General features: G+C 61.4%; 24 protein-coding genes. 12 read left to right on the forward strand and 12 right to left on the reverse strand.

The features are described from left to right. Positions 1-12 precede the first annotated feature (12 nt). The gene (locus ACI77D_RS13705) at positions 13-606 is read left to right on the forward strand and encodes a TetR/AcrR family transcriptional regulator (RefSeq protein WP_407016777.1); all 594 of its coding nucleotides are present in this window, start codon (positions 13-15) and stop codon (positions 604-606) included. On the opposite strand, the gene ACI77D_RS13710 is transcribed toward ACI77D_RS13705, so the two are convergent. The 11 genes from ACI77D_RS13710 to urtA all read right to left on the reverse strand — a co-directional run bounded on the left by ACI77D_RS13710 (position 590) and on the right by urtA (position 11,358). Then, positions 590-1,945, reverse strand: coding sequence for an MATE family efflux transporter (locus tag ACI77D_RS13710; protein WP_221294969.1), 1,356 nt, complete (start codon positions 1,943-1,945; stop codon positions 590-592). The genes ACI77D_RS13705 and ACI77D_RS13710 overlap by 17 nt on opposite strands. 25 nt (positions 1,946-1,970) lie before the next feature. Then, positions 1,971-2,543 carry a DUF2239 family protein gene (locus ACI77D_RS13715; protein WP_407016778.1) on the reverse strand — a complete coding sequence of 191 codons (573 nt, stop codon included), beginning with the start codon at positions 2,541-2,543 and terminating at the stop codon, positions 1,971-1,973. A gap of 67 nt (positions 2,544-2,610) precedes the next feature. Next, positions 2,611-3,567, reverse strand: coding sequence for an AAA family ATPase (locus ACI77D_RS13720; protein ID WP_407016779.1), 957 nt, complete (start codon positions 3,565-3,567; stop codon positions 2,611-2,613). A gap of 3 nt (positions 3,568-3,570) precedes the next feature. Next, positions 3,571-4,614: an aliphatic amidase gene (locus tag ACI77D_RS13725; protein WP_064452752.1), complete on the reverse strand. Its 1,044-nt coding sequence runs from the start codon at positions 4,612-4,614 to the stop codon at positions 3,571-3,573. 15 nt (positions 4,615-4,629) lie between these two features. Continuing rightward, complete coding sequence (locus ACI77D_RS13730; protein WP_407016780.1) at positions 4,630-4,977, reverse strand: FmdB family zinc ribbon protein; 348 nt, start codon at positions 4,975-4,977, stop codon at positions 4,630-4,632. 2 nt (positions 4,978-4,979) lie between these two features. Further along, positions 4,980-6,209, reverse strand: a complete 1,230-nt coding sequence (fmdA, locus tag ACI77D_RS13735; protein ID WP_064452754.1) for a formamidase — start codon at positions 6,207-6,209, stop codon at positions 4,980-4,982. A gap of 218 nt (positions 6,210-6,427) precedes the next feature. Then, on the reverse strand, positions 6,428-7,117 hold the full coding sequence (gene urtE / locus ACI77D_RS13740) for an urea ABC transporter ATP-binding subunit UrtE (RefSeq protein ID WP_064452755.1): 690 nt from the start codon (positions 7,115-7,117) through the stop codon (positions 6,428-6,430). 10 nt (positions 7,118-7,127) lie between these two features. Beyond that, positions 7,128-7,886, reverse strand: a complete 759-nt coding sequence (gene urtD / locus ACI77D_RS13745) for an urea ABC transporter ATP-binding protein UrtD (protein ID WP_407016781.1) — start codon at positions 7,884-7,886, stop codon at positions 7,128-7,130. Further along, on the reverse strand, positions 7,883-9,043 hold the full coding sequence (urtC, locus tag ACI77D_RS13750) for an urea ABC transporter permease subunit UrtC (RefSeq protein ID WP_407016782.1): 1,161 nt from the start codon (positions 9,041-9,043) through the stop codon (positions 7,883-7,885). The genes urtD and urtC overlap by 4 nt, the downstream gene beginning before the upstream one ends. 10 nt (positions 9,044-9,053) lie before the next feature. Further along, positions 9,054-9,971, reverse strand: a complete 918-nt coding sequence (urtB, locus tag ACI77D_RS13755; protein ID WP_053256607.1) for an urea ABC transporter permease subunit UrtB — start codon at positions 9,969-9,971, stop codon at positions 9,054-9,056. A 178-nt stretch (positions 9,972-10,149) separates the two neighbouring features. Then, positions 10,150-11,358, reverse strand: coding sequence for an urea ABC transporter substrate-binding protein (urtA, locus tag ACI77D_RS13760; RefSeq protein ID WP_064452758.1), 1,209 nt, complete (start codon positions 11,356-11,358; stop codon positions 10,150-10,152). A 302-nt stretch (positions 11,359-11,660) separates the two neighbouring features. Here urtA and ACI77D_RS13765 point away from each other — a divergent pair, with 302 nt between their 5' ends. Together ACI77D_RS13765 and ACI77D_RS13770 are read left to right on the forward strand one after the other, a co-directional pair. After that, a complete protein-coding gene (locus ACI77D_RS13765; protein WP_407016784.1) occupies positions 11,661-15,044 on the forward strand; it encodes an ATP-binding protein in 3,384 nt (1,127 codons plus the stop codon). After that, positions 15,019-15,684 (forward strand): response regulator, encoded by a 666-nt coding sequence (locus ACI77D_RS13770; RefSeq protein ID WP_053256610.1) that lies wholly within the window; start codon positions 15,019-15,021, stop codon positions 15,682-15,684. The genes ACI77D_RS13765 and ACI77D_RS13770 overlap by 26 nt, the downstream gene beginning before the upstream one ends. 120 nt (positions 15,685-15,804) lie before the next feature. Here the strand turns inward: ACI77D_RS13770 and ACI77D_RS13775 are convergent, their stop codons facing one another. Then, the gene (locus ACI77D_RS13775) at positions 15,805-16,635 is read right to left on the reverse strand and encodes an IclR family transcriptional regulator (protein WP_407016785.1); all 831 of its coding nucleotides are present in this window, start codon (positions 16,633-16,635) and stop codon (positions 15,805-15,807) included. A gap of 242 nt (positions 16,636-16,877) precedes the next feature. On the opposite strand from ACI77D_RS13775, the gene ACI77D_RS13780 reads away from it, so the two are divergent. The 9 genes from ACI77D_RS13780 to ACI77D_RS13820 all read left to right on the forward strand — a co-directional run bounded on the left by ACI77D_RS13780 (position 16,878) and on the right by ACI77D_RS13820 (position 25,683). Beyond that, entirely contained in the window at positions 16,878-17,906 is a 1,029-nt protein-coding gene (locus ACI77D_RS13780) for an ABC transporter ATP-binding protein (RefSeq protein WP_064452761.1), read from the forward strand. Next, positions 17,903-18,748 carry an ABC transporter permease gene (locus tag ACI77D_RS13785; protein WP_064452762.1) on the forward strand — a complete coding sequence of 282 codons (846 nt, stop codon included), beginning with the start codon at positions 17,903-17,905 and terminating at the stop codon, positions 18,746-18,748. Before ACI77D_RS13780 ends, ACI77D_RS13785 begins: the two co-directional genes overlap by 4 nt. A 4-nt stretch (positions 18,749-18,752) precedes the next feature. Further along, positions 18,753-19,547 (forward strand): ABC transporter permease, encoded by a 795-nt coding sequence (locus tag ACI77D_RS13790; protein WP_053256614.1) that lies wholly within the window; start codon positions 18,753-18,755, stop codon positions 19,545-19,547. Further along, the gene (locus ACI77D_RS13795) at positions 19,547-19,837 is read left to right on the forward strand and encodes a (2Fe-2S)-binding protein (protein ID WP_064452763.1); all 291 of its coding nucleotides are present in this window, start codon (positions 19,547-19,549) and stop codon (positions 19,835-19,837) included. Before ACI77D_RS13790 ends, ACI77D_RS13795 begins: the two co-directional genes overlap by 1 nt. Then, the gene (locus tag ACI77D_RS13800) at positions 19,834-21,177 is read left to right on the forward strand and encodes an FAD-dependent oxidoreductase (RefSeq protein ID WP_407016786.1); all 1,344 of its coding nucleotides are present in this window, start codon (positions 19,834-19,836) and stop codon (positions 21,175-21,177) included. The genes ACI77D_RS13795 and ACI77D_RS13800 overlap by 4 nt, the downstream gene beginning before the upstream one ends. Continuing rightward, a complete protein-coding gene (locus ACI77D_RS13805) occupies positions 21,174-22,271 on the forward strand; it encodes an NAD(P)/FAD-dependent oxidoreductase (RefSeq protein WP_407016787.1) in 1,098 nt (365 codons plus the stop codon). Before ACI77D_RS13800 ends, ACI77D_RS13805 begins: the two co-directional genes overlap by 4 nt. A gap of 14 nt (positions 22,272-22,285) precedes the next feature. Beyond that, positions 22,286-23,317, forward strand: coding sequence for an ABC transporter substrate-binding protein (locus ACI77D_RS13810; protein ID WP_407016788.1), 1,032 nt, complete (start codon positions 22,286-22,288; stop codon positions 23,315-23,317). Between the two features lie 669 nt (positions 23,318-23,986). Then, on the forward strand, positions 23,987-25,525 hold the full coding sequence (locus ACI77D_RS13815; RefSeq protein ID WP_407016789.1) for a cryptochrome/photolyase family protein: 1,539 nt from the start codon (positions 23,987-23,989) through the stop codon (positions 25,523-25,525). After that, positions 25,522-25,683: a DUF2256 domain-containing protein gene (locus ACI77D_RS13820; protein WP_082895908.1), complete on the forward strand. Its 162-nt coding sequence runs from the start codon at positions 25,522-25,524 to the stop codon at positions 25,681-25,683. The genes ACI77D_RS13815 and ACI77D_RS13820 overlap by 4 nt, the downstream gene beginning before the upstream one ends. The last annotated feature ends 336 nt before the right edge of the window (positions 25,684-26,019 follow it).

A 26,019-nucleotide genomic window follows, 5' to 3' on the forward strand; every position in this document is an offset into this window, starting at 1 on the left:
CGAGCCTTATCAATGAGCCGAGCCCGTACCGAAATCATCGAAGACACCCGCGCCCGGCTGATCGCCAGTGCCCGCGCGGCCTTCGCCACGCATGGGTTCGCCAACACGTCGATGGACGATTTTACCGCTCGCGCCGGCCTGACTCGAGGCGCGTTGTACCACCACTTCGGTGACAAGAAAGGTTTGTTGGCCGCGGTGGTTGCGCAACTCGACAGTGAGATGGACGCACGCTTGCAGCACATCACCGAACAGGCCCAGGACCCCTGGCGCGGTTTTTGTGATCGCTGCCAAGCCTATCTGCGCATGGCCCAGGATGGCGAGATCCAACGCATTGTGTTGCAGGATGCGCCTGCCGTATTAGGCGATACAGGCTGCCAACAACATTGTGTGGAATCGTTGCGCCAATTGCTGGAGGCGTTGATGCAGACCGGTGCCATCCTGCAAGCCCCCAGCGTCGCGCTGGCTCAATTGATCAATGGCAGCCTGGTCAATACCGCTTTGTGGATCGCCCGGGATGAACACCCGATCAAACGCCTGGAAGAAGGCCTGTCGAGCCTGGAACTGTTGCTGCAAGGCCTGAAGCAACCCATCACACCAGCCGTGTGATCTGCTTGTGCCGCCACACCAAACGGTAATAGGCCGTCTGCAATGCGAGCATCGCCAGATACGTCACCGGAAACGCCATCCATACCCCTTCGAGGCCGAAGTGCGCATTGAACAGGTACGCCATCGGCAGCTCCACGCAGAGTACGCAAAAGATCGAAATCGCGACCGGCATCAGCACCACGCCGCTGGCACGCATGATTCCGCCGATCACGGCCTGGAACCCAAAGACCAGAACGCTCCACAGCATGATGTGCAGCAAGTGCTCAGCCTTGATCCGCGCCGTGTCATCAGTGATGAACAAGCCCAGCAGCCAGTGGGACAGCAGGTAACCGAGCAAAATCAGGCCGCCGGTGAGGCAAATGTTGATCAACAACCCGGTGCGCAGGATCGGTCCGATGCGCTCCAGGCGCCCGGCGCCAATCGCCTGTGCGCCGAGGATCGATGCGGTAATCGCAATCGACAGCGCCGGGAATTGCACATAGTTGACGATCTGCGTTACCGCACCATACGCCGCCGTGGCCTGGGAGCCGTGGCTGTTGACCAGGGCCAGAATGACCAGCTCCGACAGCGACAGCACCACCATCTGTAAACCTGTCGGTAAGCCGATACGCAGGACTTTGCCGAGGATGACCCGGTCCAGGCGCAATGCCGCGAACAGTTCACGGTCCGGCGCCATCACATGATTTTTATGGCGCAGGCGCAGTATCAGAAACAACATGGCCAAGGCATTACCCACCAGGCTGGCGTATACCGCGCTCTGGATGCCCATGGGCGGCAGGCCGACCCAGCCACGAATCAGCGCCGGCGTCAGCAGCAGGCCGACCAGGGTCGAGACCATCAGCGCCAGCAGCGGTGAAATCGTGTCGCTGACGCCGCGCAGTAGTTGGGTGTAGAGGATGAAGACCAATAGCAGCGGCATGATCAGCATCATTGCCTGGGCATACCCCACCGCATCGTCGAGTACGTCAATCGGTGTACCTAACGCCTGCAATGCCGGGCGCGCGAACAGGCTACCGAGAACTGCCGCGATCAACCCCACCAGCGCCCCCAGTGTCAGGGTCGCACCGGTAATCACCTTGACCAGCCCCGTTTCCTGGGCGCCCCACGCCTGACCGATCAGCACCGAAGCACCCGCCCCGAGGCCAATCACCAAGGCAATAAAGAAAAACACGATGGGGAACATCCCCGACACCGCCGCCAACGCCTGGGTGCCCAGCATTTGCCCGACATAGATGCCGTTGAGGGTGCCGGAAAAGCTTTGCAGAAAGTTGGACAGTACCATCGGTGCCAGAAAAATCAGGTAGATCTGCCACAGCGGCCGTTGTTGAGTGACTTCCATGGTGGTTCGAGTCCCGGAATTATTGTTAGACGGGGAAAGCATTGCGCGACAGCCAGGCCAGGTAAGTCTGCACGTCTACCGGCCAATGCGCGACCTTGCGCGAAAAGTCGGCCGCATCCTCAGCAAACAGCGCACGTGAAGCGTCTTCAAAACCCGGCAAGTTGCCGCAGATGGCATTCATGAAACGGTAGCTGGATTCTTTGGCCTGGCGCATCTGATCACGGGAGGCGCTGGTGTTGCGCGCCTCATCCACCAACCGGCGCAAGGCCGCTGAAGCGCCGCCGCGTTGCTGGCCCAGCCACTCCCAATGGCGAGGCAACAACGTGACCTCCCGCGCGACCACGCCCAGCTTTGGGCGTCCGACCGAGGGGGCCACGGGCGGCTCGTCATCGGTTTCAGTGTGTGCGGGTTGCGCTGGCACGTAACCGAGTGGCCACGGGTAATCGACCTGGGTGCCGGTAGCGTCGTCGAACACCAGGAAGCTGCCCATCGGCAGGGCAAGGCCCGCCAAAACAGTCGCAACTTCGGGATAACTGCCAGCGGCCACGCGCTGCTGTTGGACAAAGGCGGTGCAACGGGGAATGTTTTGCGTAGACATGGATTATTACCCGGGCGTTATTTGTTTTACCCGGATCATATTAGTCTTAATTTTTCGGTACGCAAGGTTATTCTCGTGAAACGTTCAAACGCTCGCCGTGCAGTGTCGCCCGCATCCCTTGCACCGTGGGGTCTCTCAGCAAGCACTCGGCAATCGCCGGCTCCAGCTCTACCCGCAGGCGGCGGCCCAACGCCCGTGCGCCGAACCGTGCATCGTGCTGGCGACACAGCCACATCCTTGCCGGCGCTTCCACGCTTAACGAACGCTGATGCGCCGCCAAGCGCAGGTTGAGTTTCTCCAGCTCCACGTCCAGCAGTGCGTCCAGCCACTGGCTGTCGATAGGCTCGAACATCAGGATGCGGTCGATTCGGTTGAGAAACTCAGGCTCAAAGTGGCTATGTAACGCGTCTTCGAGCACGGCCGCCTCATCCCGCACAAAGACGCGCAGCAAGCGCCGCCAGCCCTGGGCAAACCGCTGACGATGACGACGTGCCTGTTGCGCGCCGATATTGCTGGTCATGAAGATCAGGCTGTTGCGAAAGTCCAGGGTGCGCGTACCACCGGCCAACGTCAGCTGGCCGTTTTCCAGAATGCCGAGCAGGCTGCGCACGACTTCCTGGCTGGCTTTCTCCAGTTCATCGAACAACACGATACCGGGTCGACTGTAGGTGCCTTGGATCAACTCGCTGTTGAACAAGCTGATGCCCTCCTTGCTGCCCACGTACCCCGGCGGGGCGCCGGTCAGTGCGGCGGCGTAATGCTCCTGGGCCAGGGTGTGCATGTCGATACGGCAAAAGCCGTCGGTGCGACCGTGCAACGCCTGAGCGAGCAGGCGCACGATTTCGGTTTTACCGACGCCGGTCGGCCCCATGAACAGGTTGACGCTCAAGGGCCGGTCCCGCTCACCGATGTCGGCCTTGACCACCTTGAGCAAACTCTCAACCTGGGCCAGCGCGGCCTCCTGCCCAACGATACGGCTACGCAGCAATGCCATCATCTGGGCCGGTTCAAAGGTAAAGCGCATGCCCTACCCCACTGATTTTTCTTTTCCGCCATGGGGCAACTGCCCCACCGGGCACGCGGCGACGCCCACCGTGCTGCGGGTGATTTTCTCGACATTCTCCTGGGCCTTTTGCGCGTCCAGCACCCAGGTGCGGTAGAACTCGAAGGGGCAGTCGGCCACACCCTTGTCGCCATCGCCCGAGGCGTGCATGCCGGTGTAGCCACGGTGCAGCAGCTTGAACAAGTGATTCTGCGACTGGTCGTTGGCCCGCGCATCGCGGATCTGTGATACCGAAAGCTGGGCGTATTGAATGCCCATCTCCTCCTCGCCACACTCGCCCAATGTGCGCCCATCAAACCCGATGATCGCCGAGTGGCCGAAGTACGAATACACCCCGTCGAACCCCGCCGCATTCGCCACGGCCACATAGCAGTTATTCGCCCAGGCCATGCTCTTGGACATTTGCACCTGCTGCTCCTTGGCCGGGTACATGTAGCCCTGGCAGCGCACGATCAACTCGGCGCCCTTCATCGCGCAGTCGCGCCAGATCTCCGGGTAATTGCCGTCGTCGCAGATGATCAGGCTGATCTTCATGCCTTTGGGCCCCTCGCACACGTAGGTGCGATCCCCTGGGTACCAGCCTTCGATAGGGCACCAGGGAATGCACTTGCGGTAACGCTGCACGATTTCGCCGAGGTTGTTGATCAGCACGAGCGTGTTGTAAGGCGCCTTGTGCGGGTGTTCTTCGTGACGCTCACCGGTCAGGGAAAACACGCCCCACGTATTGGCCTGACGGCACGCCGCCGAGAAAATCGCCGTCTCTTCGCCAGGAATACTTGCGGCGGTGGCCATCATCTCATCGTGGTCGTACATGATGCCCATGGTGCTGTATTCCGGGAACACCACCAGGTCCATACCCGGCAGGCCCTGCTTCATGCCGAGAATAATCTCGGCAATTTTCTTTGCGTTATCGATGACCTCGGCCTTGGAATGCAGGCGTGGCATCTTGTAGTTCACCACCGCGACACCAACGGTGTCCGGGCTGCTGGAAATATCGCCATGACGCATAACAATGCTCCTGGTCTAGTGACTGATCATCCACGGCCGTGGCCCGGTCCTGGTCTTGAGGCCCAAAGGGTTGGCCTTACTCGGTTCCACCTGCTTGCTGGTGCCGCAGCAGCTGCAACCCGCTGGGTGCTTTCGGCTTTCCTGGTACTCACCGACGGTTTGCGGCGCGTGGGCGCTGCGCTCGTTGCCGGCCATAGCCTTGCGCTGGTTGGCCGACAGAGTTTGCAGCGCCGGTGCCGACACCCTCAGGTGCCCGCCCGGCCCCGCACAGTAGGGACACTGGCTGGGTTCGTTGCGCTGGGCGATTGGCCGCAGCATCGTGAAAGTGCCGCACGTTGGGCAGGCGTATTCGTAGGTCGGCATGGCTACAGGTCCGGGGCGATGGGCAGGTCGATACTGCCGTCGAGGAATTTCGTCGGGCCATTGGCGTTGGGGTTGATATCGAATTCAAAGATTTCCGTCGGCAACCACAAGGTGGCGCAGGCATTTGGAATGTCCACCACGCCGCTGATGTGCCCCTGCACCGGCGCCGAACCGAGCAACGCGTAACCCTGGGCCGGTGAGTAGCCGAACTTGGTCAGGTAGTTGATCGCATTCAGGCAGGCCTGGCGGTACGCGACGTTGACGTCCAGGTAGTGTTGCTGGCCTTGCTCGTCCACCGAGATGCCTTCGAAAATCAGGTAGTTCTTGTAGTTCGGGGTGATCGGGCTCGGCTTGAACACCGGGTTCTTGATCCCGTACTTGGCCATGCCGCCCTTGATCAGCTCGACCTTCATATGCACCCAGCCGGCCATTTCGATGGCGCCGCAAAAGGTGATTTCGCCGTCGCCCTGGCTGAAGTGCAGGTCGCCCACCGACAGCCCGGCACCGTTGACGTAGACCGGAAAGAAGATCTTCGATCCGCGGGACAAATCCTTGATATCGCAGTTACCGCCATGCTCACGCGGCGGTACTGTGCGCGCGCCGGTCGCAGCGGCGTCGTCACGCGCCTGGCCCTTGAGCTTGCCCATATGCGCGGTGGCCGCCAACGGCGCATTCGCCAGCGGCGGCACGCGGGTGGGGTTGGTGTCGATCAGTTCCTGCTCGCGGCGGTTCCAGTCGGCGAGCATCACCGGGTCGGGCAGGCAACCGATCAGGCCGGGGTGGATCAGGCCGGCAAAGTTAACCCCTGGTATGTGCCGCGAGCTGGTGAACATGCCCTTGAAGTCCCAGATGGCTTTTTGCGCGCTGGGGAAATGATCGGTGAGGAAACCACCGCCGTTCTGTCGCGAGAAGAAACCGTTGAAGCCCCACTGCGAATCGGCCTTGGCGCCGATGTCGAGCAAGTCCACCACCAGCAGATCACCCGGCTCGGCGCCGTGCACGCCCACCGGGCCTGACAGGTAATGCACGGTGGACAGGTCCACATCACGCACATCGCTGGCGTCGTCGTTGTTCTTGATCGCGCCGGCAGTCCAGTCGTAGGTCTCCAGGATGAAGTCATCGCCCGGCTTGACCCAACAGGCCATCGGAATATCCGGGTGCCAGCGGTTATGGATATTTTCGTTTTCGGTGACAGGCTGGTTGAGGTCGACTTTGATCAGCGTTTCGGTCATGGACTGGCTCCTGGACGGATGGCTTGGTGCGTTCGATCCAGTCTCGTGGAGCCGGGGGAAACGGGGAATACGTTGGATGACGTATGGAGAAAGGGGTGTACCGCAATCAAAAAATGTGGGAGCTGGCTTGCCTGCGATAACGGTGTGTCAGCCAACAATTCCATGACTGATAAACCGCTATCGCAGGCAAGCCAGCTCCCACATTTGAGCCGTGATAATTAGACAGACAGGTAGCGGCTTATGGTCGCCTCATCCACCCGATCCCGGGTCTCTTCGACCACGAAGCGGCCCTTTTCAATCACCAGGAATCGGTCGGCGATTTCCAGCGTGAACGACAGCACTTGCTCGGACACCACAATGGTCAAGTCCCGCAGGTTGCGAATCTCTTTCAGCGTGCGTGCTATGTCCTTGATGATCGACGGCTGAATGCCCTCCGTAGGCTCGTCCAGCAACAACACCTTCGGGTTCGTCGCCAGCGCCCGCGCAATCGCCAACTGCTGTTGCTGCCCACCCGAGAGGTTGCCGCCTTTGCGCGACTGCATGTCGTGCAACACCGGAAACAGGGCATACAAATCCTCCGGCACCTTACCCCGCGCCGACGCCGGCAAACCGGTCTGGATATTCTCCAGCACCGTCATGCTCGGGAAAATCATGCGCCCCTGGGGTACATAGGCGATGCCGCGCGCCACCCGCTCATGGGTTTCCAGTGCCGACACATCCTGCCCGTCCACGCTGACCTGGCCTTTCCACTGCGGCAGGATGCCCATCAGGCTTTTGAACAGCGTGGTCTTGCCCATGCCGTTGCGGCCCATCACCGCGACGATTTCACGCTTGGCCACGTTCAGGTCGAGGTCGTGGAGGATCTGGCTCTGGCCGTAGCCGCAGGACAACTGGTCAATCTTGAACATGCCGGATTCCTCAGTGGCCCAAATACACTTCGATAACTTTAGGGTTGCCTTGCACCGACTCCATACTGCCCTCGGCGAGCACCTTGCCCTGGTGCAGCACCGTGACCTTGTGGGCAATACTTTTGACGAATTCCATGTCGTGTTCGATCACCAGCACCGAACGCCCCTGACTGATGCGCTTGAGCAGCTCGGCGGTTTGCGCGCGCTCGTTGACGCTCATGCCCGCCACCGGTTCATCAAGCATCAGCAGCTCGGGGTCTTGCATCAGCAGCATGCCGATCTCCAGCCATTGCTTTTGCCCGTGGGACAACAGATCGGCCTGTTGTTGCAGTAAATCACCGAGGAAGATCTCCCGCGCCACCTCTTCCACCCGCGCGATCACTTGCGCGTTGCGCTTGAAAAACAGTGCGCCCCAAACCTTGCGACCGGCGGGATAAGACATCTCAAGGTTTTCAAACACCGTGAGGTTTTCGTAGATCGACGGGTTCTGAAATTTACGCCCGACCCCGGCGCGCACAATGTTGTACTCGCGCATCTTGGTCAGTTCCTGGCCGTCGAACTGGATACTGCCGCTGGTGGCGCGGGTCTTGCCGCAGATCAGGTCGAGCACCGTGGTCTTGCCGGCGCCATTGGGGCCAATCACCACGCGCACTTCATTGCGGTCGATATACAAATTGAGGTTGTCGACCGCCTTGAAGCCGTCGAACGAGACAGTGAGGCCTTCGATGGCCAGCACCGGTTTCTTCATTTCAAAACCGACGGCGGTCATGGCTGGGTCTCCAGGATTTTGGTTTCAGTTTTGGGCTTGGCCACGGCGGCGGCGACTTTCACCACCGGTTTACGCCGCAGCAATTTCGCCAGCGCCTGGCGACCATGACTGTCCCACAAGCCAGCCAAACCATTGGGGAAGTACATGACCACGGCGATAAACAGCCCGCCCATCAAGTACAGCCACAGCTCAGGAAAGGACTCGGAAAAGTAGGTCTTGCCGTAGTTCACCAGGAGCGCGCCATACATCGCGCCGAGCAACGACATGCGCCCGCCCACGGCGGCGAAAATCACCATCTCGATCGACGGCACGATGCCGACGAACGACGGCGACATAAAGCCCACCTGCAAGGCAAACATCGCCCCGCCAATGGCCGAGAACGCGGCAGCCACACAGAAAACGAAGATCTTGAAGCTGGCCACGTCATACCCGGAGAAACGCACCCGCTCCTCTTTGTCGCGCATGGCCATCAGCAGCCGGCCGAGCTTGGAGGCGAGAATGAAGCGGCCAATAAAGATGCAGCCGAACAGCAGGCCGGCGTTGATGAAGTACAGGATCATTTTCGCGCTGTCGGTGCGCAGGTCCCAGCCGAGCAGGGTCTTGAGGTCGGTGATGCCGTTGACGCCGCCGGTCAGGCCTTGCTGGCCGACGATCAGCACCGTAAGGATCAGCGCGATGGCCTGGGTGACGATGGAGAAATACACATCGCCCACGCGTCGCTTGAACAGCGCCATGCCGATGATGAACGCCAGCAGCACCGGCACCGCGATCACCGCCACCAGGGTAAAACTGAAACTGTGGAACGGCTGCCACAACCAAGGCAACTCAGTGATCTGGTTCCAGTCCATGAAGTCCGGAATGCCCGGTGTGGATTGGATCCTGGTGCTTTCGGGGTCCGATGCTTCCAGCTTGAGGAACATCGCCATGCAGTAGCCGCCCACCCCAAAGAACACGCCCTGCCCCAGGCTGAGAATGCCGCCGTAGCCCCAGCACAACACCAGCCCTACCGCGACGAACGCGTAAGTCAGGTACTTGCCGACCATGTTCAGGCGGAACGCATCCAGGGTCAGGGGGAATACCACCAGGATCAGCAGCGCCAACAGCACGATACCGATCAGGTTTTGCTGGCCGCCCAGCAGCTTGTCTAAAGCCTTCATCTGCTCGCCTCTACTTGCGCACTTTGATGGAGAACAACCCTTGCGGGCGCAGCATCAGGATCAGGATCACCGACGACAAGGTCAGTACCTTGGCCATCGAGCCACTGAGGAAAAACTCCGACAGCGATTGGGTCTGGGCGATCACGAACGCCGAGGCGATGGTGCCGAACAGGCTTTGCGCGCCGCCGAACACCACCACCAGGAAGGTGTCGACGATGTACTGCGAGCCCGCCGTCGGGCCGGTGGAACCGATGGTGGTGAAGGCCGCGCCCGCCACACCGGCGACGCCGCAGCCGAGGGCAAAGGTCATGCGGTCGACCTTGCGCGTATTGATGCCCACGGCGCGGCTCATCAGGCGGTTCTGTACCGTGGCGCGCACCTGCAAGCCCCAGCGCGAGCGGTACAGCATGAGGAAGATCGCGGCGGTCAGCAGCAAGGTCAGGCCCATCATGAACAAACCGTTGCGCGGGATTTCGATGGCGTCGGTGAAGTTTACCGAGCCCATCAGCCAGGCCGGGGGCTCGGCGCTGACTTCACGGGCGCCAAACACCGAACGGAAGGTTTGCTGCATCACCAGCGACAAGCCCCACGTGGCGAGCAACGTGTCCAGCGGCCGCTTGTACAAGCGGCTGATCATCGCCCACTCCACCAGCCAGCCGACGGCGCCGGCGACAAGGAATGACAGGGCGATGGCAAAGAAGAAGTAATAGGGTTGGAAGCTCGGCGCAAAGTGCGCCGTAAGGCTGGAGCACACGTAGGTGGTGTAGGCGCCGATGGTCAGGAACTCACCGTGGGCCATGTTGATCACGCCCATCTGGCCAAAGATGATCGCCAGCCCCAATGCCATCAGCAACAGCACGCAGAACACGGACAAGCCGTTGAACCCCTGCATTGCCGCGATGGCCCCAAATTCCGATAGCCATTCCATGATGATGGTCTCCTGAGCGGGAGGTTGAAATGCAATCTGCTGTTGATTTATGTGGGAGCTGGCTTGCCTGCGATGGAATCACCTCGGTCTGGCTGCAAGACCGAGTCGCCTGCATCGCAGGCAAGCCAGCGCCCACACAAAGCCAATTCCCACAGTTGGATCAGTGCCAGCCCCGGAGTTATTGGTAGCCTTTAGGAAACGGGTTCGGCTCAATCAGATCCGACTCGTAGATCACCTTGAACTGGCCGTTGGGCTGCACTTCACCGATACGCGACTTGCTCCACAGGTGATGGTTCTCGTGGATCTTCACGTAGCCTTCCGGCGCGGTTTTCAGCTCGATGCCCGGCGAAGCGGCCACGACTTTATCCACGTCGAAACTGCCGGCCTTCTCCACCGCCGCTTTCCACAGCCATGGGCCGAGGTAGGCCGCCTGGGTCACGTCGCCGATCACCGCATCCTTGCCATACTTGGCCTTGAAGGCTTCGACGAAGGCTTTGTTGTTCGGGTTGTCCAGGCTTTGGAAGTACTTCATCGAGGCGTAGAAACCAGCCATGTTTTCGCCGCCAATGCCGAGCAATTCATCCTCGGTCACCGACAGGGTCAGCAAGGTTTGCTTGGACGCGTTCACACCCGCCGCATTCAGTTGTTTGTAGAACGCCACGTTGGAACCACCGACCACGGCCGCGAACACCACGTCCGGTTTCTTCAGCTTGACCTTGTTGATCAGCGAGCCGAACTGGGTGTTGCCCAGCGGGTAATAGTCTTCGCCGACCACGGTGCCGTGCAGTACGTTTTCAATGTGCTTGCGCGCGATTTTCATCGAGGTGCGCGGCCAGATGTAGTCCGAGCCGACCAGGTAGAACGTCTTGGCACCTTTGGTCTTGGCGATCCAGTCGAGGCTGGCAAGGATTTGCTGGGTAGCTTCCTGGCCGGTGTAGATCACGTTTTTCGACTGTTCCAGGCCTTCATAGAAGGTCGGGTAGTAGAGCAAGCCGTTTTCTTTCTCGAAGATCGGCAGCACGGCTTTGCGCGAGGCCGAGGTCCAGCAGCCGAACACGGCGGCGACCTTGTCGTTGACCAGCAGCTTCTTGGCCTTTTCTGCGAAGGTCGGCCAGTCAGAGGCGCCGTCTTCCTGGATCACCTTGATCTGCCGTCCCAGAATCCCGCCTGAGGCATTGATCTGCTCGATGGCCAGGCGCTCGGCCTGAATCGAGCCGGTTTCGGAAATCGCCATGGTGCCGGTGGCCGAGTGCAACTGGCCGACGGTCACTTCGGTAGGGGTCACGGCCAGGCCTTCGTTATCGGCCAGTACGCCCTGGCTGAACAGAGCGGCCGCCAGCAATGACAGGGCCAACAGCGGTGTGGAGCGGATCAATCGTGGTGCCATGGGGCGACTCCTCTGCAATGAGGGGTCCAGCATGGCGGCACCCGGCCAGCGCGGGTATACGCAGCCTGACGTAACGGTGTACGTCATTTGACGTATGCCGCTGCGCACCATTTTCGAGCAGGATCCCGACCGCCCAAACACCCTCGATCAATGTGGGAGCTGGCTTGCCTGCAATGGCGGCGTATCAGGCGGCATCAGCAGAGGTTGACCCACCGCTATCGCAGGCAAGCCAGCGCCCACATTTTGAATCGGGGCATGGAACTTGCTCATTTAAACTCGCCCACTCTGCGGAGCCACCCACCGTGCACCCCACCTCTGGCACTCAGCGCATCGTCAAGATCCGCCGCGACTACAACACCTGGGTCGCCGACGAGACCATGGAAGACTACGCCCTGCGCTACACCCCAAAATCCTTTCGCAAATGGTCGGAGCTGCGCATCGCCAACACCGCCCTGGGCGCCGTGTCGTTCCTGGCGCTGGAAGCCATCGGCGGTGTACTGGCCTTGAGTTACGGCTTCACCAACACCTTCTGGGCGATCCTCGCGATCAGCCTGGTGATCTTCCTCACCGGCCTGCCCATCAGCTATTACGCCGCACGTTACGGTGTGGACATGGACCTGCTGACCCGCGGCGCCGGCTTCGGTTACATCGGCTCAACCATCACCTCGCTGATCTACGCCAGCTTCACCTTCCTGTTCTTCGCCCTGGAAGCGGCGATCATGGCCCTGGCGCTGGAGCTGTATTTTCATATCCCGTTGGCCATCGCCTATGTCATTTGCTCGCTGCTGGTGATTCCGCTGGTGGCCTACGGCGTAACCCTGATCAGCCGCCTGCAACTGTGGACACAACCGGTCTGGCTGCTGTTGCTGGTGCTGCCCTACGGCTTCGTGTGGTGGAAAAATCCCGATGCCTTCAGCGACTGGACCAGTTTCCTCGGGCGCAGTGGCGACGGCGGCGGGTTCAACCTGTTGGCGTTCTGCGCCGCCTGCACGGTGGCGCTGTCGCTGGTGACGCAGATTGGCGAACAGGTGGACTACCTGCGCTTTCTACCGGAAAAAACCGCCGCCAACCGCAAGCGTTGGTGGGCCGCCCTGCTCTGTGCCGGCCCCGGCTGGATTATCCCCGGGGCGTTGAAAATGTTCGCCGGTGCGTTCCTGGCCTTCCTTGCCCTGCAACATGAAATCCCCATGGAGCGCGCCGCCGAGCCGACCCAGATGTACCTCGTCGCGTTCCGCTACGTGTTCAGCTCGCCGGAATGGGCACTCGGCGCGATGGTGCTGTTCGTGTTCATTTCCCAGATGAAGATCAACCTGACCAACGCCTACGCCGGTTCCCTGGCCTGGTCGAACTTCTTCGCCCGCGTAACCCACAGCCACCCCGGGCGCGTGGTATGGCTGGTGTTCAACGTGGCGATTGCGCTGATGCTGATGGAGCTTGGCGTGTTCGATGTCATCGACCAGGTGCTGGGGCTCTACGCCAACATCGCGATTGCCTGGATCGGCACGCTGGTGGCCGACCTGGTCATCAACAAGCCCCTGGGCCTGTCGCCCAAACACATCGAGTTCAAGCGCGCGCACCTTTACGACATCAACCCTGTGGGCGTCGGCTCAATGCTGATCGGTTCATTGCTGTCGATCCTCGCCCACTTCGGCCTGTTCGGCGCACTGGCCCACGCCGCGCCGCCCTTCGTTGCGCTGGGCACGGCGCTGATCATGGCGCCGCTCTTGGCCTGGCTGACCCGGGGCAAGTACTACATCGCCCGCACCAGTGATGTACAGCTGATTCACCCGGTCGCCCCCGCCACCCACGCGGTCTGCGGCCTGTGCAGCAACCCGTTTGAAACCGCCGACATGGCGTTCTGCCCGGCCTACAGCACGCCCATCTGCTCACTGTGCTGCTCGCTGGACGCACGTTGCGGTGATCGCTGCAAACCCCACGCCCGGCTGGTTACCCAGTTTGAAAGTGCATTGCGCTGGTTGCTGCCGAACTCCTTGATGCCACGCCTGCACACCCGGCTGGCCCACTATTTGGGGTTGTTATTAGTCCTGGTGCTGCTGCTCGCGGGGGCGTTGGCACTGATCTACGTTCAGGCTGCCCAAGGGCTGCCCCATTCAGAGACCCTGTATCAGGCGTTCTTCAAGGCGTTTCTCACGCTCTCGGTGCTGGCCGCCGTGCTCGCCTGGTGGGTGGTGCTGACGCGCGAAAGCCGGCGTGTCGCCCAGGAAGAATCCGACCGCCAGACCCTGCTCCTGATGCAGGAAATCGACGCCCACAGCCTCACCGACCAAGCCCTGCAACAGGCCAAGGAAGCCTCGGAAGCCGCGAATGCCGCCAAGAGCCGCTACGTCACCGGGCTGTCCCACGAACTGCGCACGCCGCTCAACAGCATCCTCGGCTTCACCCAAATCCTGCAGCGCGACAACGCTATGCCTGACCAACATCAGGACGCCCTGGCGACCATCCTGCGCAGCGGCTCGCACTTGCTGTCGCTGATCGACGGCCTGCTCGACGTGGCCAAGATCGAGGCCGGCAAGCTGCGCCTGGAACTCACCGAAATCCCCTTCCCGGAGCTGATCCACGACCTGGAACAGATGTTCACCCCGCAGGCGCAGGACAAGGGCCTGCGCTTTCGCCTCGACTGCGTGGGCAAGATCCCGGCAGTGGTGCGCGGTGATGAAAAACGCGTGCGCCAGATCCTGATCAACCTGCTGGGCAACGCGGTGAATTTCACCGACAGCGGCGAGGTGTGCCTGCGGGTCAGCTACATGCGCGAGACCGCCAATTTTGAAATCATCGACACCGGCATCGGTATTGATCCGGAGCAGATCGAGCGGATTTTCCAGCCGTTCGAACGCGGCGATTTGATGCGCCAGGACAAAGGCGTGGGCCTGGGCCTGACCATCACGCGCATGCTCACCTCGTTGATGGGCGGCGAACTGCGGGTCACCAGCGAACTGGACAAGGGCACGTGCTTCCAGGTGCGGCTGTTCCTCTCCCAAGTGCGCGCGCCGCAAGCGGTGGTGCATGTGGAGCACGACATCATCGGCTATCAAGGTGAACGCCGACGCATCCTGGTAGTAGACGACCACGTTGACCATCGCAAGGTGCTTAGCGGCATGCTCACACCCTTGGGTTTTGAAGTGATCCAGGCCAGTAACGGCCAGGATGCGATCCGCCAGGTGGCGTTGCTGGCGCCGGATTTGATCCTGATGGACCTGTCGATGCCGACCCTGGACGGCTTGGAAACCAGCCGCTTGATCCGCCGCAATGCGCTGTCCAGCGCGCCGATTATCGTGATCTCGGCCAACGCCTTTACCGACGATCGCGAACGCAGCATCGCCGCCGCCTGCAATGACTACCTGGCCAAGCCGGTGCGCACCCCGGAGCTGCTTGGGCGCCTGCAACAGCATCTGGGTTTGCAGTGGCTGCGCCGCACCAAGACGTCCAAGGCACCGCCGCCGCCCAGTGTGCTGCCCAGCCCTGAAGACCTCGCCGCGCTCGCCGAACTCAGCGCCATCGGCTATGTGCGTGGCCTGCACGACAAACTCGACATGATCCTTGAACACCGCCCGGACACTGAACCTTTCATCAGCAAAGTCCGCGGTTTGCTCAAGGGTTTCCGCCTGGATGAACTCAACCGAACCCTCAAGGAGGCCGAAGATGAATGCACTCACCCGCAGCACTGAACCCGGCGTGGTGCTGATCGTCGACGACACCCCGGACAACCTCGCCATGCTCTCCGATGCCCTCGACGACGCCGGCTACATGGTGCTGGTCGCCCTCGACGGCCTCAGCGCGCTGAACCGCGTGCAACGACGGCGCCCGGACCTGATCCTGCTGGACGCGATGATGCCCGGCCTGGATGGCTTCGAAACCTGCCGCCGGCTCAAGGCGCAGCCCGCCAGCGCAGACATCCCGGTGGTGTTCATGACCGGGCTGACCGACAGCAAGCATGTGGTGCAGGGCTTTGAAGTGGGCGGCAGCGACTATGTGACCAAGCCGATCCAGACCGATGAGGTATTGGCACGGGTGGCAGCGCATTTGCGCACGTCACGCATTTTGCTCTCGGCACGGGCGGCCACGCAGCCGAGTGTGTTGACCCTGGAAGACGCACCGGCGCAGCGGCTGTTGTCGGCCAGGTTCCAACTGACCGAGCGCGAGGTGGAAGTGCTGCGCTGGGTGGCGTGCGGCAAGACCAATCGGGATATCGGCGATATTTTGGGGTTGAGCCCCAGGACGGTGAACAAGCATCTGGAGCATGTGTATGTGAAATTGGGGGTGGAGACTCGCACGGCCGCCACGTCAGTAGCATTGGCCGCAATCTGAAAAAGGTGGGAGCGGGCTTGCTCGCGAAAGCGGTGTGTCAGTTGACCTATCCATAACTGATCTATCGCATTCGCGAGCAAGCCCGCTCCCACACTGATTCTTCATCGTGGCGGAGATACGTTACCCACCAAAGGTCTGCGACGGCCTGCGCAACGTCGGATCAAACGGGTTGATCCTCGGCCCAATCGCCGCCGCTTCGCGCTTGAGCAACTCCACCACCATCGGCATGCGGCTCGGCCCCAATCGATCACTGATGGTCGCCACACTCAGTGCCGCCACCGCATGCCCGTCCCGATTGAGGATCGGCACCGCCACCCCCGCCATGCCTTCCAACACGCCGGTATTGCGCGCTGCATAGCCCAGGCGCCGCACGTTCTCGACCTCCGAGCGCAACAGCACTTCGTCATACAGGTGAAAATCCTTGAGCCGTGGCAGGTTGTAGCGAATCACCGTCTCACGCTCTTCCTCCGGCAAGAACGCCAGAATCGCCAAACTGCCCTGCCCCACGCCCAACGCCACGCGCCCACCGATATCGCCGGTAAACGTGCGGATCGGGTACGGCCCCTCGCTGCGGTCCAGGCAGATCGCATCAAAGCCGCTACGCGCCAGCAGGAACAGCGAATCGCCCAGGGAGGCACTCAGGCGCAACATGCTCGGCCGCACCAGGTCGCGCAGGTTGCCGGTCTTGCCCGCGTTCGCTGCCAGCGCGAAGAACTCCAGGCTCAAGCGATAGCGTTTGCTGCGCGCGTCCTGCTCGACCATGCCTTCGTCCATCAGGCTGCGCAGCAGGCGGTGGGTGGTGGGTTGGGACAGGCCGACCTGCTGCGCGAGCTGGGTGACGCGTTCGCCGCCTTCCGGCACCTCGCCCAGAGTACGCAGCAGCGCGAACAGACGAGACACCCCGCCCGCGCCGACTTCTTTACTCGCTTCATTCCGCTCAGTGGAATCCATAACACTCAACCCAGGCATAAATTCTAGTGAATGAATAAAACTGAAAATAATAGTCCATTCAGTGAAATTCCATCTTCCGCCCATCCTAGTCTTCGTCCTAATCTGCGTCCACAGGGGCGAAATGAACAACAAATGGCAGCCGACTCGAGATCGAGCGCCAACGCACCCGCAACACTCTTTTCGCATCTGCCCAAAACAAAAAAGCGCGTTTCGACGCGACTCAAAAAAGGTGGAACGCAGACATGGCATTTCTCCAACTCAACGCCTTGAGCAAACGCTACGGCGCCGTCGACGCGGTGGTCGCCACCGACCTTGCGGTGGAAAAAGGCGAGTTCGTTTCCCTGCTCGGCCCCTCGGGATGCGGCAAGACCACCACCCTGCAAATGATCGCCGGCTTCGTCGACGTGAGCGGCGGGCAGATTCTGCTCGACGGGCGTGACATCACCCACGCCAAGCCCGCCACCCGGGGTCTGGGCGTGGTGTTCCAAAGCTACGCGCTGTTCCCGCATATGACCGTGCGCGACAACGTCGCCTTCGGCCTGAAGATGCGCAAAGTGCCGGCCGCCGAAATCGCCAGCAAAGTCAAAACCGTGCTCGACCTGGTGCGCCTGGCACCACACGCCGAGCGCTACCCGCGTGAACTGTCCGGCGGCCAGCGCCAGCGTGTGGCCCTGGCCCGTGCCTTGGTGATCGAGCCGCCGGTGTTGCTGCTGGACGAACCGCTGTCCAACCTTGACGCCAACTTGCGCGAAGAAATGCAGTTTGAAATTCGCCGCATCCAGTGCGCCGTGGGCATCACCACCTTGATGGTCACCCACGACCAGGCCGAAGCGCTGTCCATCAGCGACCGCGTGGTGGTGATGCAGGCCGGGCGCGTGACCCAGATCGACGCGCCGTACAAGCTGTATGAGCACCCGCGCACACGCTTCATCTCGGATTTTGTCGGCAAAGCCAACCTGCTGCCGGGCGACTATGACGAACTCGGCGCCCCACAGGTGCGCCACGCCAGCGGCGATGGTGAACTGACCCTGAGCCTGCGCCCGGAAAAAATCACCCTGGTGGAGGCCGGCACCGGGCGCGTGCAAGGCAAAGTCCTCGACAGTTACTTCTTCGGCAGCCAATGGCTGTACCGCATCCACACCACCCTCGGCGAAATCACCGTGGTACGCAGCAACGACGGCAGTGCGCCGCTCGGCTGCGGCGCGGCGGTGGGCCTGGACTGGCACGCCGGCCTGCTGCGCGTGTTGGCGGCGGATGAGGTGCGCGCATGAGTCGGGGTTATGTGTTGTCGTTGCCGGCCCTGGCGCTGTTTACCGGGCTGCTGATTCTGCCGCTGCTGATGACGTTGGTGCTGTCGTTCAACGTGTTCGACTACCAGGTCGGCGTGAAGGCTGATGAGTGGACCTTCGCGCATTACCTGTCGCTGTTCAGCGATTCATACTTTTACGAGATCTTCTGGCGCACCTTCTGGATCAGTGCGTTGGTGACGTTATTGTGCGTGGTCATCGGCGTGCCCGAGGCCTACATCCTCAGCCGCATGGGCACCCCGTGGCGCTCGATCTTCCTGATCCTGATCCTCACACCGCTGTTGATTTCAGTGGTGGTGCGCGCCTTCGGCTGGAGCCTGCTGCTCGGTGCCGACGGGCTGGTGAACCAGGTGATCCAGGCGCTCGGCGGGCGCCCGGTAAAACTGCTGTATACGCCGTTCGCCGTGATCATCGCGCTGGTGCACGTGATGCTGCCGTTCATGATCATTCCGGTGTGGACCTCGCTGCAAAAGCTCGACCCGTCGGCTGAGCAAGCCGCCCTGTCGCTGGGCGCGAGCCAGGCCACGGTAATGCGCAAAATCGTGTTGCCGCAGGTCATGCCCGGCGTGCTCTCCGGCACCTTGATCGTGTTCGGCCTGGCCGCCAGTTCGTTTGCGATCCCCGGCCTGCTTGGCGGGCGCCGCCTGAAAATGGTCGCTACGGTGGTGTACGACCAGTACCTCTCGGAACTCAACTGGCCCATGGGCGCGACCATCGCGGTGGTGCTGCTGTTGGTCAACCTGCTGATCATGCTGAGCTGGAACCGCATGGTCGAAAGCCGCTATAAAAAGTCCCTGGGGGTTTAAGCACATGTCCAGAAACGGTCCTTTGGCCCTCGGTTTTCATGGCCTGGTGGTGCTGTTCATGATGGCGCCGCTGGTGGTGGTGTGCCTGGTGGCCTTCACCCCGGAAAACACCCTGAGCCTGCCTACATCAGGCTTCTCCCTGCGCTGGTTTCGCGCGGTGTTCGAGCGTGCCGACTTCATCCAGGCGTTCTATAACAGCCTGATCCTGGCGTTTACCGCCGCGACCCTGGCCACGCTGATCGCAGTGCCGGCGGCGTTGGCGATCAGCCGTTATCAATTCCCGGGGCGCAACTTTTTCAGTGCGCTGTTCCTGTCGCCGATCATCATCCCGCACCTGGTGCTGGGGGTGGCGATGCTGCGGTTGTTCGCACTGATGGGCGTCAACGGCAGCTTCACCTGGCTGATGCTCGCCCACGTGGTGATCATCACGCCGTATGTGCTGCGCCTGGTGCTGGCCGCGGCAATCGGCATTGATCGCAGTGCCGAGCAGGCGGCGGAGTCACTGGGTGCCAGCCGTTTTACGCTGTTTCGTCAGATTACCCTGCCGATGATTTTGCCCGGTGTAGCCGGCGGCTGGTTGCTGGCGTTTATCAACAGTTTCGATGAGGTGACCCTGTCGATCTTCGTCAGCTCGCCGGCCACGCAAACCTTGCCGGTGCGCATGTACGTGTACGCCACGGAGTCCATCGACCCCATGATGGCGGCGGTCTCGGCGCTGGTGATTGCGCTGACCGCAGCGACCATGATTCTGCTCGACCGGGTCTATGGCCTGGACCGCGTGCTGGTGGGGAAACATTGATGGCGTTGTTCAAACGATTGGCCGAAACCGCGCGCCCTGCCCTGGCCTTCACCCTCGACGGGCAACCGGCCAAGGGCTTGCTGGGCGACACCCTGCTGACCGCCATGCTGACGTGCGCCGATCACCTGCGCGGCAGCGATTTCAGTGCCGAACGCCGCGCCGGTTTCTGCCTGATGGGCGCCTGCCAGGATTGCTGGGTGCGCCTCGAAGACGGGCGCCGCGTGCGGGCCTGTTCGACGCTGTTGGAAGAAGGCCAGGTGATCAGCCGCGACCCGGGGCGCCAAGCATGAAGCCGATCGTGATTGTGGGCGCAGGCCCGGCAGGCATCAGCGCGGCGCGTACCCTGCTCGACCATGGCCTCAAGCCTTGCCTGGTGGATGAAGGCCTGCGCGGTGGCGGGCAGATTTATCGGCGCCAACCGGCGAACTTCCAGCGCACGCCCAAGCAGCTTTATGGGTTTGAAGCGCGCAAGGCCGAGGCCGTGCACCGCACCCTGGATGAGCTGGCGCCGCTGATCGACTACCGGCCGCAAACCCTGGTGTGGAACGCCGAGGACGGTCGGCTGGACATGCTGAATAACGACCGCGCGCAGAGCATCGAGTATGCCCGGATCATCGTCGCAACCGGCGCCACGGACCGCATCCTGCCGGTGCCCGGCTGGACCTTGCCAGGCGTCTACAGCCTGGGCGCGGCGCAAATCGCCTTGAAATACCAAGGCTGCGCCATCGGTGAACGGGTCGCATTGTGTGGCAGCGGGCCGTTGCTGTACCTGGTGGCTTACCAATACGCCAAGGCCGGCGCCAAGGTGGTCGCGGTGCTCGACAGCGCGCCCTTCAGTGCGCAGTGCCGCGCATTACCGGCGTTGCTCGGGCAACCGGTGACCCTGGCCAAAGGTTTGTATTATCGCGCCTGGCTGACGGCCCATGGGGTTCCCGTGCATCAGGGCGCAACGCTCACGCAGATTGACGGCGAACTGCGGGTCACGGGCATTCGCTGGGGTGAGCGCCGATTGGACTGCGATGCCGTGGCTTTCGCCCATGCCTTGCGCAGCGAGACACAACTGGCGGATCTGCTCGGCTGTGACTTTGCCTGGAACAGCTTGAACCGAGCCTGGTTGCCGCAACGCGACAGCGCCGGGCGCAGCAGCGTGAACGGCGTTTACCTGGCGGGCGATGGGGCCGGCATCATGGGCGCCGACGCGGCGCAAATCGCCGGTGAGCGCGCGGCATTGGCCCTGTTGGAAGATTCCGGCATCACCATCAATCAACGCCGCGCTGCCGAACTGGAGCAGCAACTGGCAGGCATCCAGCGCTTTCGCCATGGACTGGAAACCGCCTTCCCCTTTCCTCAACAGTGGGCCGCGCAGGCGCCGGATGCGCTGATTCTGTGCCGCTGCGAGGAAGTCAGCGTCGGCGAGGTGCGGGCAGTGGTGGATGAAGGCCATTGGGAACTCAACCGCGTCAAGGCCCATTGCCGTGTCGGCATGGGCCGTTGCCAGGGCCGCATGTGCGGGCTGGCGGCAGCCGAGATTGTGGCCGAGCGCAGTGGTCGAGGGATTGAAACCGTAGGCCGCTTGCGTGGCCAGGCACCGATCAAGCCGCTGCCGTTTGGCGTGCAGGTGCAACCATGATCGACGTCATCGTATTGGGCGGCGGGATTGTCGGTGCGTCGGCGGCGCTGATGCTGGCGCACAAAGGCCAGCGTGTGGCTTTGGTCGAGCGAGATTTCTGTGGCTCTCATTCCAGCGGCGTCAACTATGGTGGCGTGCGGCGCCAGGGTCGGCCGTTGCATCAGTTGCCGTTGTCGCAACGCGCCCACCAGTTATGGGCCGACTTGCCGGGGTTGATCGGCATTGATGGCGAATATGTTCGCTCCGGGCATTTGAAGTTGGCCCGCAGCCAAGGGGACTTTGCCGCGTTGCAGGCGTATGCCGAGCACACCCGCGGCTTTGGCTTGGGCCTGCAGTTGCTGGATTACACGCAATTGCGCGCGCGCTTTCCCTGGGTGGGCGATGTGGCGGTGGGCGCGTCACTGTGCCCTGAAGACGGCCATGCCAATCCACGCCTGGTCTCGCCCGCCTTCGCCCGTGCAGCGCAGCGCCTCGGCGCCTCGGTATACGAGCAGGCCGAAGTGATTCGCCTCGAACATGACGGCCACCGCTTCCACGTGCACTGCGCCAACGGCCTGAACCTGCAAGCACCCTGGCTGCTCAACTGTGCCGGCGCCTGGGCCGGCCACGTCGCCGAGCAGTTTGGCGAGCCGGTGCCGATCACCTCGGCGCACCCGGCAATGCTGGTCACCGAACCGCTGCCGATGGTGATGAACGTCAGCACCGGCGTTGAAGGCGGCGGGATATACGCGCGCCAGGTCGCCCGGGGTAACTGCATCCTCGGCGGCGGCCGCGGCTTTGCCCTTGGCCCGCAAACGGCGCGCCCAGGGCAAGCGGCGGTGCTGGAGATTTTGCGCAATGCCGGCGAGTTGTACCCGTTCCTCAAGGGTGCCCAGGCGATTCGCACCTGGAGTGGCACCGAAGGTTACCTCCCCGATCATGAACCGGTGATCGGCCCAAGCAGCACCCAACCTGGCCTGCTCCACGGTTTCGGCTTTGCCGGCGCCGGGTTCCAGCTCGGCCCCGCCGTCGGTGAAGCCCTGGCAGAGATCGTCTGCGCCGGGGCCAGCCGGCAACCCATCGAAGCGTTTTCCATTCGTCGATTCCAAGCCTGAGAGGAAAAACATCCATGAACACACGTATCGCGCTGTCCTGCTTGCCCCTCGCGTTGCTCGCCTCCATCGCCCATGCTGCGCCGACGCTGTACCTGGGCATGAACGGCGGCACCATGGAACGGGTGTACGCCGACAAGGTGCTGCCCGCCTTCGAGAAGGCCAATAACGTCAAGGTGGTGATCGTGCCCGGCACCTCGTCGGACATCCTCGCCAAAGTCCAGGCCAACAAAGACAACCCGCAAATGCATGTGATGTTCCTCGACGACGGCATCATGTACCGCGCCATCGCCATGGGCCTGTGCGACAAGCTCGCGCCGAGCCCGACCCTTGAGCAAATCCCGGTCAAGGCGAAAATCAAGCAAGAGGCCGTGGCCGTGACCCTGGGCGTCACCGGCCTGGGCTACAACGCCAAGATGTTCAAGGAAAAAGGCTGGGCCGCACCCACCTCGTGGATGGACCTGGCCGACCCGCGCTTCAAGGACAAAGTGGTGTTCCAGTCCCTGGCCTCCTCCACCTTCGGCCTGCACGGTTTTCTGATGTTCAACCGCATTCAGGGTGGCTCTGAGACCAACGTGGAACCGGGTTTCAAGGCCTGGCCGAAGACTATCGGCCCCAACGTGCTGGAATACATCGCAAGCTCCGCGAAGATCTCCGAGATGGTGCAAACCGACGAGGCGGCGATCTTCCCTCTGACCCCGACGCAGGTCACCACCCAGCAACTGCTGGGTATCCCCATGGAATATGCGCAACCGAAGGAAGGCGCGGTGGTGCTCAATGTGGCCGAATGCGTGATTGCACGTAATGACCAGCCGGAATTGGCGCAGAAGCTCGCGGCCTTCCTGCTGACGGCTGAAGCCCAGGCGCCGGCGCTGGAGGAAGGCGACCAGATTCCGTCGAACCCGACCACGCCAACAACCGACAAGACCCGTGCGCGAGTCGAAGCGATGCAGAGTTACTTGCAAACGGCGATTTCGATTGATTGGGACCAGGTAAATCAGGCACGGCCGGAGTGGAACGCACGGTGGAGTCGCTCGATTGAGCGCTGATTAAACCGGAGCAATGGGCAGCGCGCACGTGTGCGCTGTATTGCTATGGCCCTCTCGACAATCGCCTTCACCGGTGTGCCCTGGGTACGCGTTAAATCTCTGCATCAGTGCAGCCCTACGCAGGGTCATCCCGCTTGCCTGGCGCTGAAATCGGCGGGCATTGGTTGTGCACAGTGACTTCAGTCCTGTTCTCCTGCACCACACTGCGAATAGTCACGGCCGTAGCGGGAGCCCCCTAACGCAGTGCGTTGGCGAGCAGGTTGGCCAAGGCTCGACGAACCAAGGGCGGATCAGCCCGTAGTAGTCCTCGATAACGCCATCGCGCCCGCTTTGCCGATGACGTGAACGACTTCGCATCGCTTGCCGCCACCCACCTTGATACCGAGGGCACAGGCGATGCGTTCGCGAAAATGGGCATCACCGTCCATAACACAGCAAAAAGACAGTGCACATTGTCAGTCTGTTTCTTTCGGCATATCTTGTGTAAAACTTATACAAAGACATAGCCGATGTACAATAAAATGAATTGGCCGCTGGCGCTGTACGTTGACGGTGAATGCCCTCTGTGTGCGCGCGAAATCAAGTACTTGCACGGGCCCATCGAGTCGTTGCGTATTCCTTTCTCGCTGACTGCGTCATGGTAAGTCACCCTCCGTTGGATCCTGTCGTATGAATAAGACTCACCGACTGTGCCTGGTCTTGGGCGATCAGTTGTCTTTTGATTTGGCCTCATTGAAGGCATTGGACGCCGAGCACGATACGGTGTTGCTGGTCGAAGTGATGGAGGAAGCCAGCCATGTGCCCCATCACCCGCAAAAAATCGCACTGATCTTCAGCGCGATGCGCCATTTTGCCCAGGCGCTGCAACAACGCGGCATCCGCGTGCAATACGTCACCCTCGATGATCCGCACAATACTGGATCGGTAGCGGGAGAGTTGCAGCGTTGGCAGTCGCGACTGAACCCGGATGAGTTGCATCTGACAGAATGCGGTGACTGGCGTCTGGAGCAGTCCCTCAAGGCATGCGGTTTAGCCATCCAATGGCATGCCGATACACGCTTTCTCTGCACACGCGCTGAATTCTCGTCCTGGGCCGAAGGCAAAAAGCAGCTGCGCATGGAGTTCTTCTACCGTGAGATGCGGCGCAAGAGTGGCCTGCTGCTCAACGGCGATGGCAGCCCGGTCGGCGGCGCTTGGAACTTTGATGCAGAAAACCGCAAGGCGCTGCCCAAAGGGGTGAGAGCCCCATCCCCCATGCGCTTTACGGCAGATGCCATCACCCAGGAGGTACTGGCGCTGGTCGCAAAAAACTTCACCAGCCACTATGGCGCCCTCGATACCTTTGACTACCCGGTTACACATGCCGACGCCCAAGCGTTGTGGGACTACTTCCTCGACTGGGGGCTGGCGGCCTTCGGCGACTACCAGGATGCCATGGCCACTGATGAACCGTTCCTGTTTCATGCGCGGATCAGCGCCGCGCTAAATATTGGCCTATTGAATCTGCGTCAGTTGTGCAGCGACGTCGAGGCCGCGTATTGGGCGCACAGGATTCCATTGAACGCCGCCGAAGGTTTTATCCGCCAGCTCATTGGCTGGCGTGAATATGTACGGGGTGTCTACTGGCTGAAAATGCCCGACTACGCCAGCGGCAATCTGTTTGGCAACAGCAGGCCGCTTCCAGCGTTCTATTGGACGGGCGACACCCAAATGAACTGCATGGGCCAGGCGATCGGCCAAAGCTTGAAACACGCCTATGCCCACCATATCCAGCGGCTGATGGTGACCGGCAACTTTGCGCTACTGGCCGGCATCGCACCGAGCCAGATTTGCGACTGGTACCTGGCGATCTACATGGACGCGTTCGACTGGGTCGAACTGCCCAATACATTGGGCATGGTCATGCACGCCGATGGCGGATACCTGGGCTCCAAGCCGTACTGCGCCAGTGGCCAATATATAAAGCGCATGTCTGACTACTGCCGCAACTGCGCGTATAAGGTCAGTGAAAGCACGACCGAGGACGCCTGCCCGTTCAATTCGCTTTACTGGCATTTCCTAATGCGTCATGGCGACCTTCTGCGCGGCAATCAGCGCATGGGCATGGTCTACAAAAACCTTGATCGGATGACTGACCCCAAACGACAAGCGCTCTGGGAACGCGGCCAGAAACTGCTCGCCAGGCTCGACGCAGGGGAGTCGTTTTGAAGAAGAGTGAACTGCCCGTCAAAACATGCGTGACGTGCGGCCTTCCCTTCACGTGGAGGAAGAAGTGGGCTCGCTGCTGGGAGCAAGTACGCTACTGCTCGGAACGCTGCCGGCGCAGCAAAGCCGAACCAATAAAGCGCCATGACAGGCCCTTTTGAACCTGTCGGAAGATTGCCAGTCAAGGTGAGTTGGCCGCACGTTTACCCCGTTGGCGCGTTGCTGCCGATATGCGCTTCCAACCAAATGCAGCCCACAATGGGGAAAGCGCTTAACTGGACGACATCGCAGATGAACCTAACCGCGCTTTTTGCTGCATAGCGTTGCTTGTCCGCTGCTTCTATTAAATCGTGGAATGCAGCCAGCAAACGGCGCACAGATGATAAGGCCGGCGGGGTTGATGCATGAACGCCGCAACAGCCGAATTTCTTTGGATTCACTGGTATTTCCAGCACTGTCCTCGGCGCTGTCACAGGTGTGTCCGGCCGACGATCGCC

Source organism: Pseudomonas sp. O39, assembly GCF_045447295.1.
Lineage (GTDB): Bacteria > Pseudomonadota > Gammaproteobacteria > Pseudomonadales > Pseudomonadaceae > Aquipseudomonas > Aquipseudomonas antarctica_A.

Coding starts and splice junctions, on each gene's coding strand:
- ACI77D_RS13815 (WP_407016789.1), top strand. CDS start 23,987: ATGAATAAGACTCACCGACTGTGCCTGGTCTTGGGCGATCAGTTGTCT.
- ACI77D_RS13810 (WP_407016788.1), top strand. CDS start 22,286: ATGAACACACGTATCGCGCTGTCCTGCTTGCCCCTCGCGTTGCTCGCC.
- urtB (WP_053256607.1), bottom strand. CDS start 9,971: ATGGAATGGCTATCGGAATTTGGGGCCATCGCGGCAATGCAGGGGTTC.
- ACI77D_RS13710 (WP_221294969.1), bottom strand. CDS start 1,945: ATGGAAGTCACTCAACAACGGCCGCTGTGGCAGATCTACCTGATTTTT.
- ACI77D_RS13730 (WP_407016780.1), bottom strand. CDS start 4,977: ATGCCGACCTACGAATACGCCTGCCCAACGTGCGGCACTTTCACGATG.
- ACI77D_RS13790 (WP_053256614.1), top strand. CDS start 18,753: ATGTCCAGAAACGGTCCTTTGGCCCTCGGTTTTCATGGCCTGGTGGTG.
- ACI77D_RS13805 (WP_407016787.1), top strand. CDS start 21,174: ATGATCGACGTCATCGTATTGGGCGGCGGGATTGTCGGTGCGTCGGCG.
- ACI77D_RS13725 (WP_064452752.1), bottom strand. CDS start 4,614: ATGCGTCATGGCGATATTTCCAGCAGCCCGGACACCGTTGGTGTCGCG.
- urtE (WP_064452755.1), bottom strand. CDS start 7,117: ATGTTCAAGATTGACCAGTTGTCCTGCGGCTACGGCCAGAGCCAGATC.
- fmdA (WP_064452754.1), bottom strand. CDS start 6,209: ATGACCGAAACGCTGATCAAAGTCGACCTCAACCAGCCTGTCACCGAA.
- ACI77D_RS13715 (WP_407016778.1), bottom strand. CDS start 2,543: ATGTCTACGCAAAACATTCCCCGTTGCACCGCCTTTGTCCAACAGCAG.
- urtA (WP_064452758.1), bottom strand. CDS start 11,358: ATGGCACCACGATTGATCCGCTCCACACCGCTGTTGGCCCTGTCATTG.
- ACI77D_RS13720 (WP_407016779.1), bottom strand. CDS start 3,567: ATGCGCTTTACCTTTGAACCGGCCCAGATGATGGCATTGCTGCGTAGC.
- ACI77D_RS13800 (WP_407016786.1), top strand. CDS start 19,834: ATGAAGCCGATCGTGATTGTGGGCGCAGGCCCGGCAGGCATCAGCGCG.
- ACI77D_RS13785 (WP_064452762.1), top strand. CDS start 17,903: ATGAGTCGGGGTTATGTGTTGTCGTTGCCGGCCCTGGCGCTGTTTACC.
- ACI77D_RS13775 (WP_407016785.1), bottom strand. CDS start 16,635: ATGGATTCCACTGAGCGGAATGAAGCGAGTAAAGAAGTCGGCGCGGGC.
- urtC (WP_407016782.1), bottom strand. CDS start 9,043: ATGAAGGCTTTAGACAAGCTGCTGGGCGGCCAGCAAAACCTGATCGGT.
- ACI77D_RS13780 (WP_064452761.1), top strand. CDS start 16,878: ATGGCATTTCTCCAACTCAACGCCTTGAGCAAACGCTACGGCGCCGTC.
- urtD (WP_407016781.1), bottom strand. CDS start 7,886: ATGACCGCCGTCGGTTTTGAAATGAAGAAACCGGTGCTGGCCATCGAA.
- ACI77D_RS13795 (WP_064452763.1), top strand. CDS start 19,547: ATGGCGTTGTTCAAACGATTGGCCGAAACCGCGCGCCCTGCCCTGGCC.
- ACI77D_RS13705 (WP_407016777.1), top strand. CDS start 13: ATGAGCCGAGCCCGTACCGAAATCATCGAAGACACCCGCGCCCGGCTG.
- ACI77D_RS13770 (WP_053256610.1), top strand. CDS start 15,019: ATGAATGCACTCACCCGCAGCACTGAACCCGGCGTGGTGCTGATCGTC.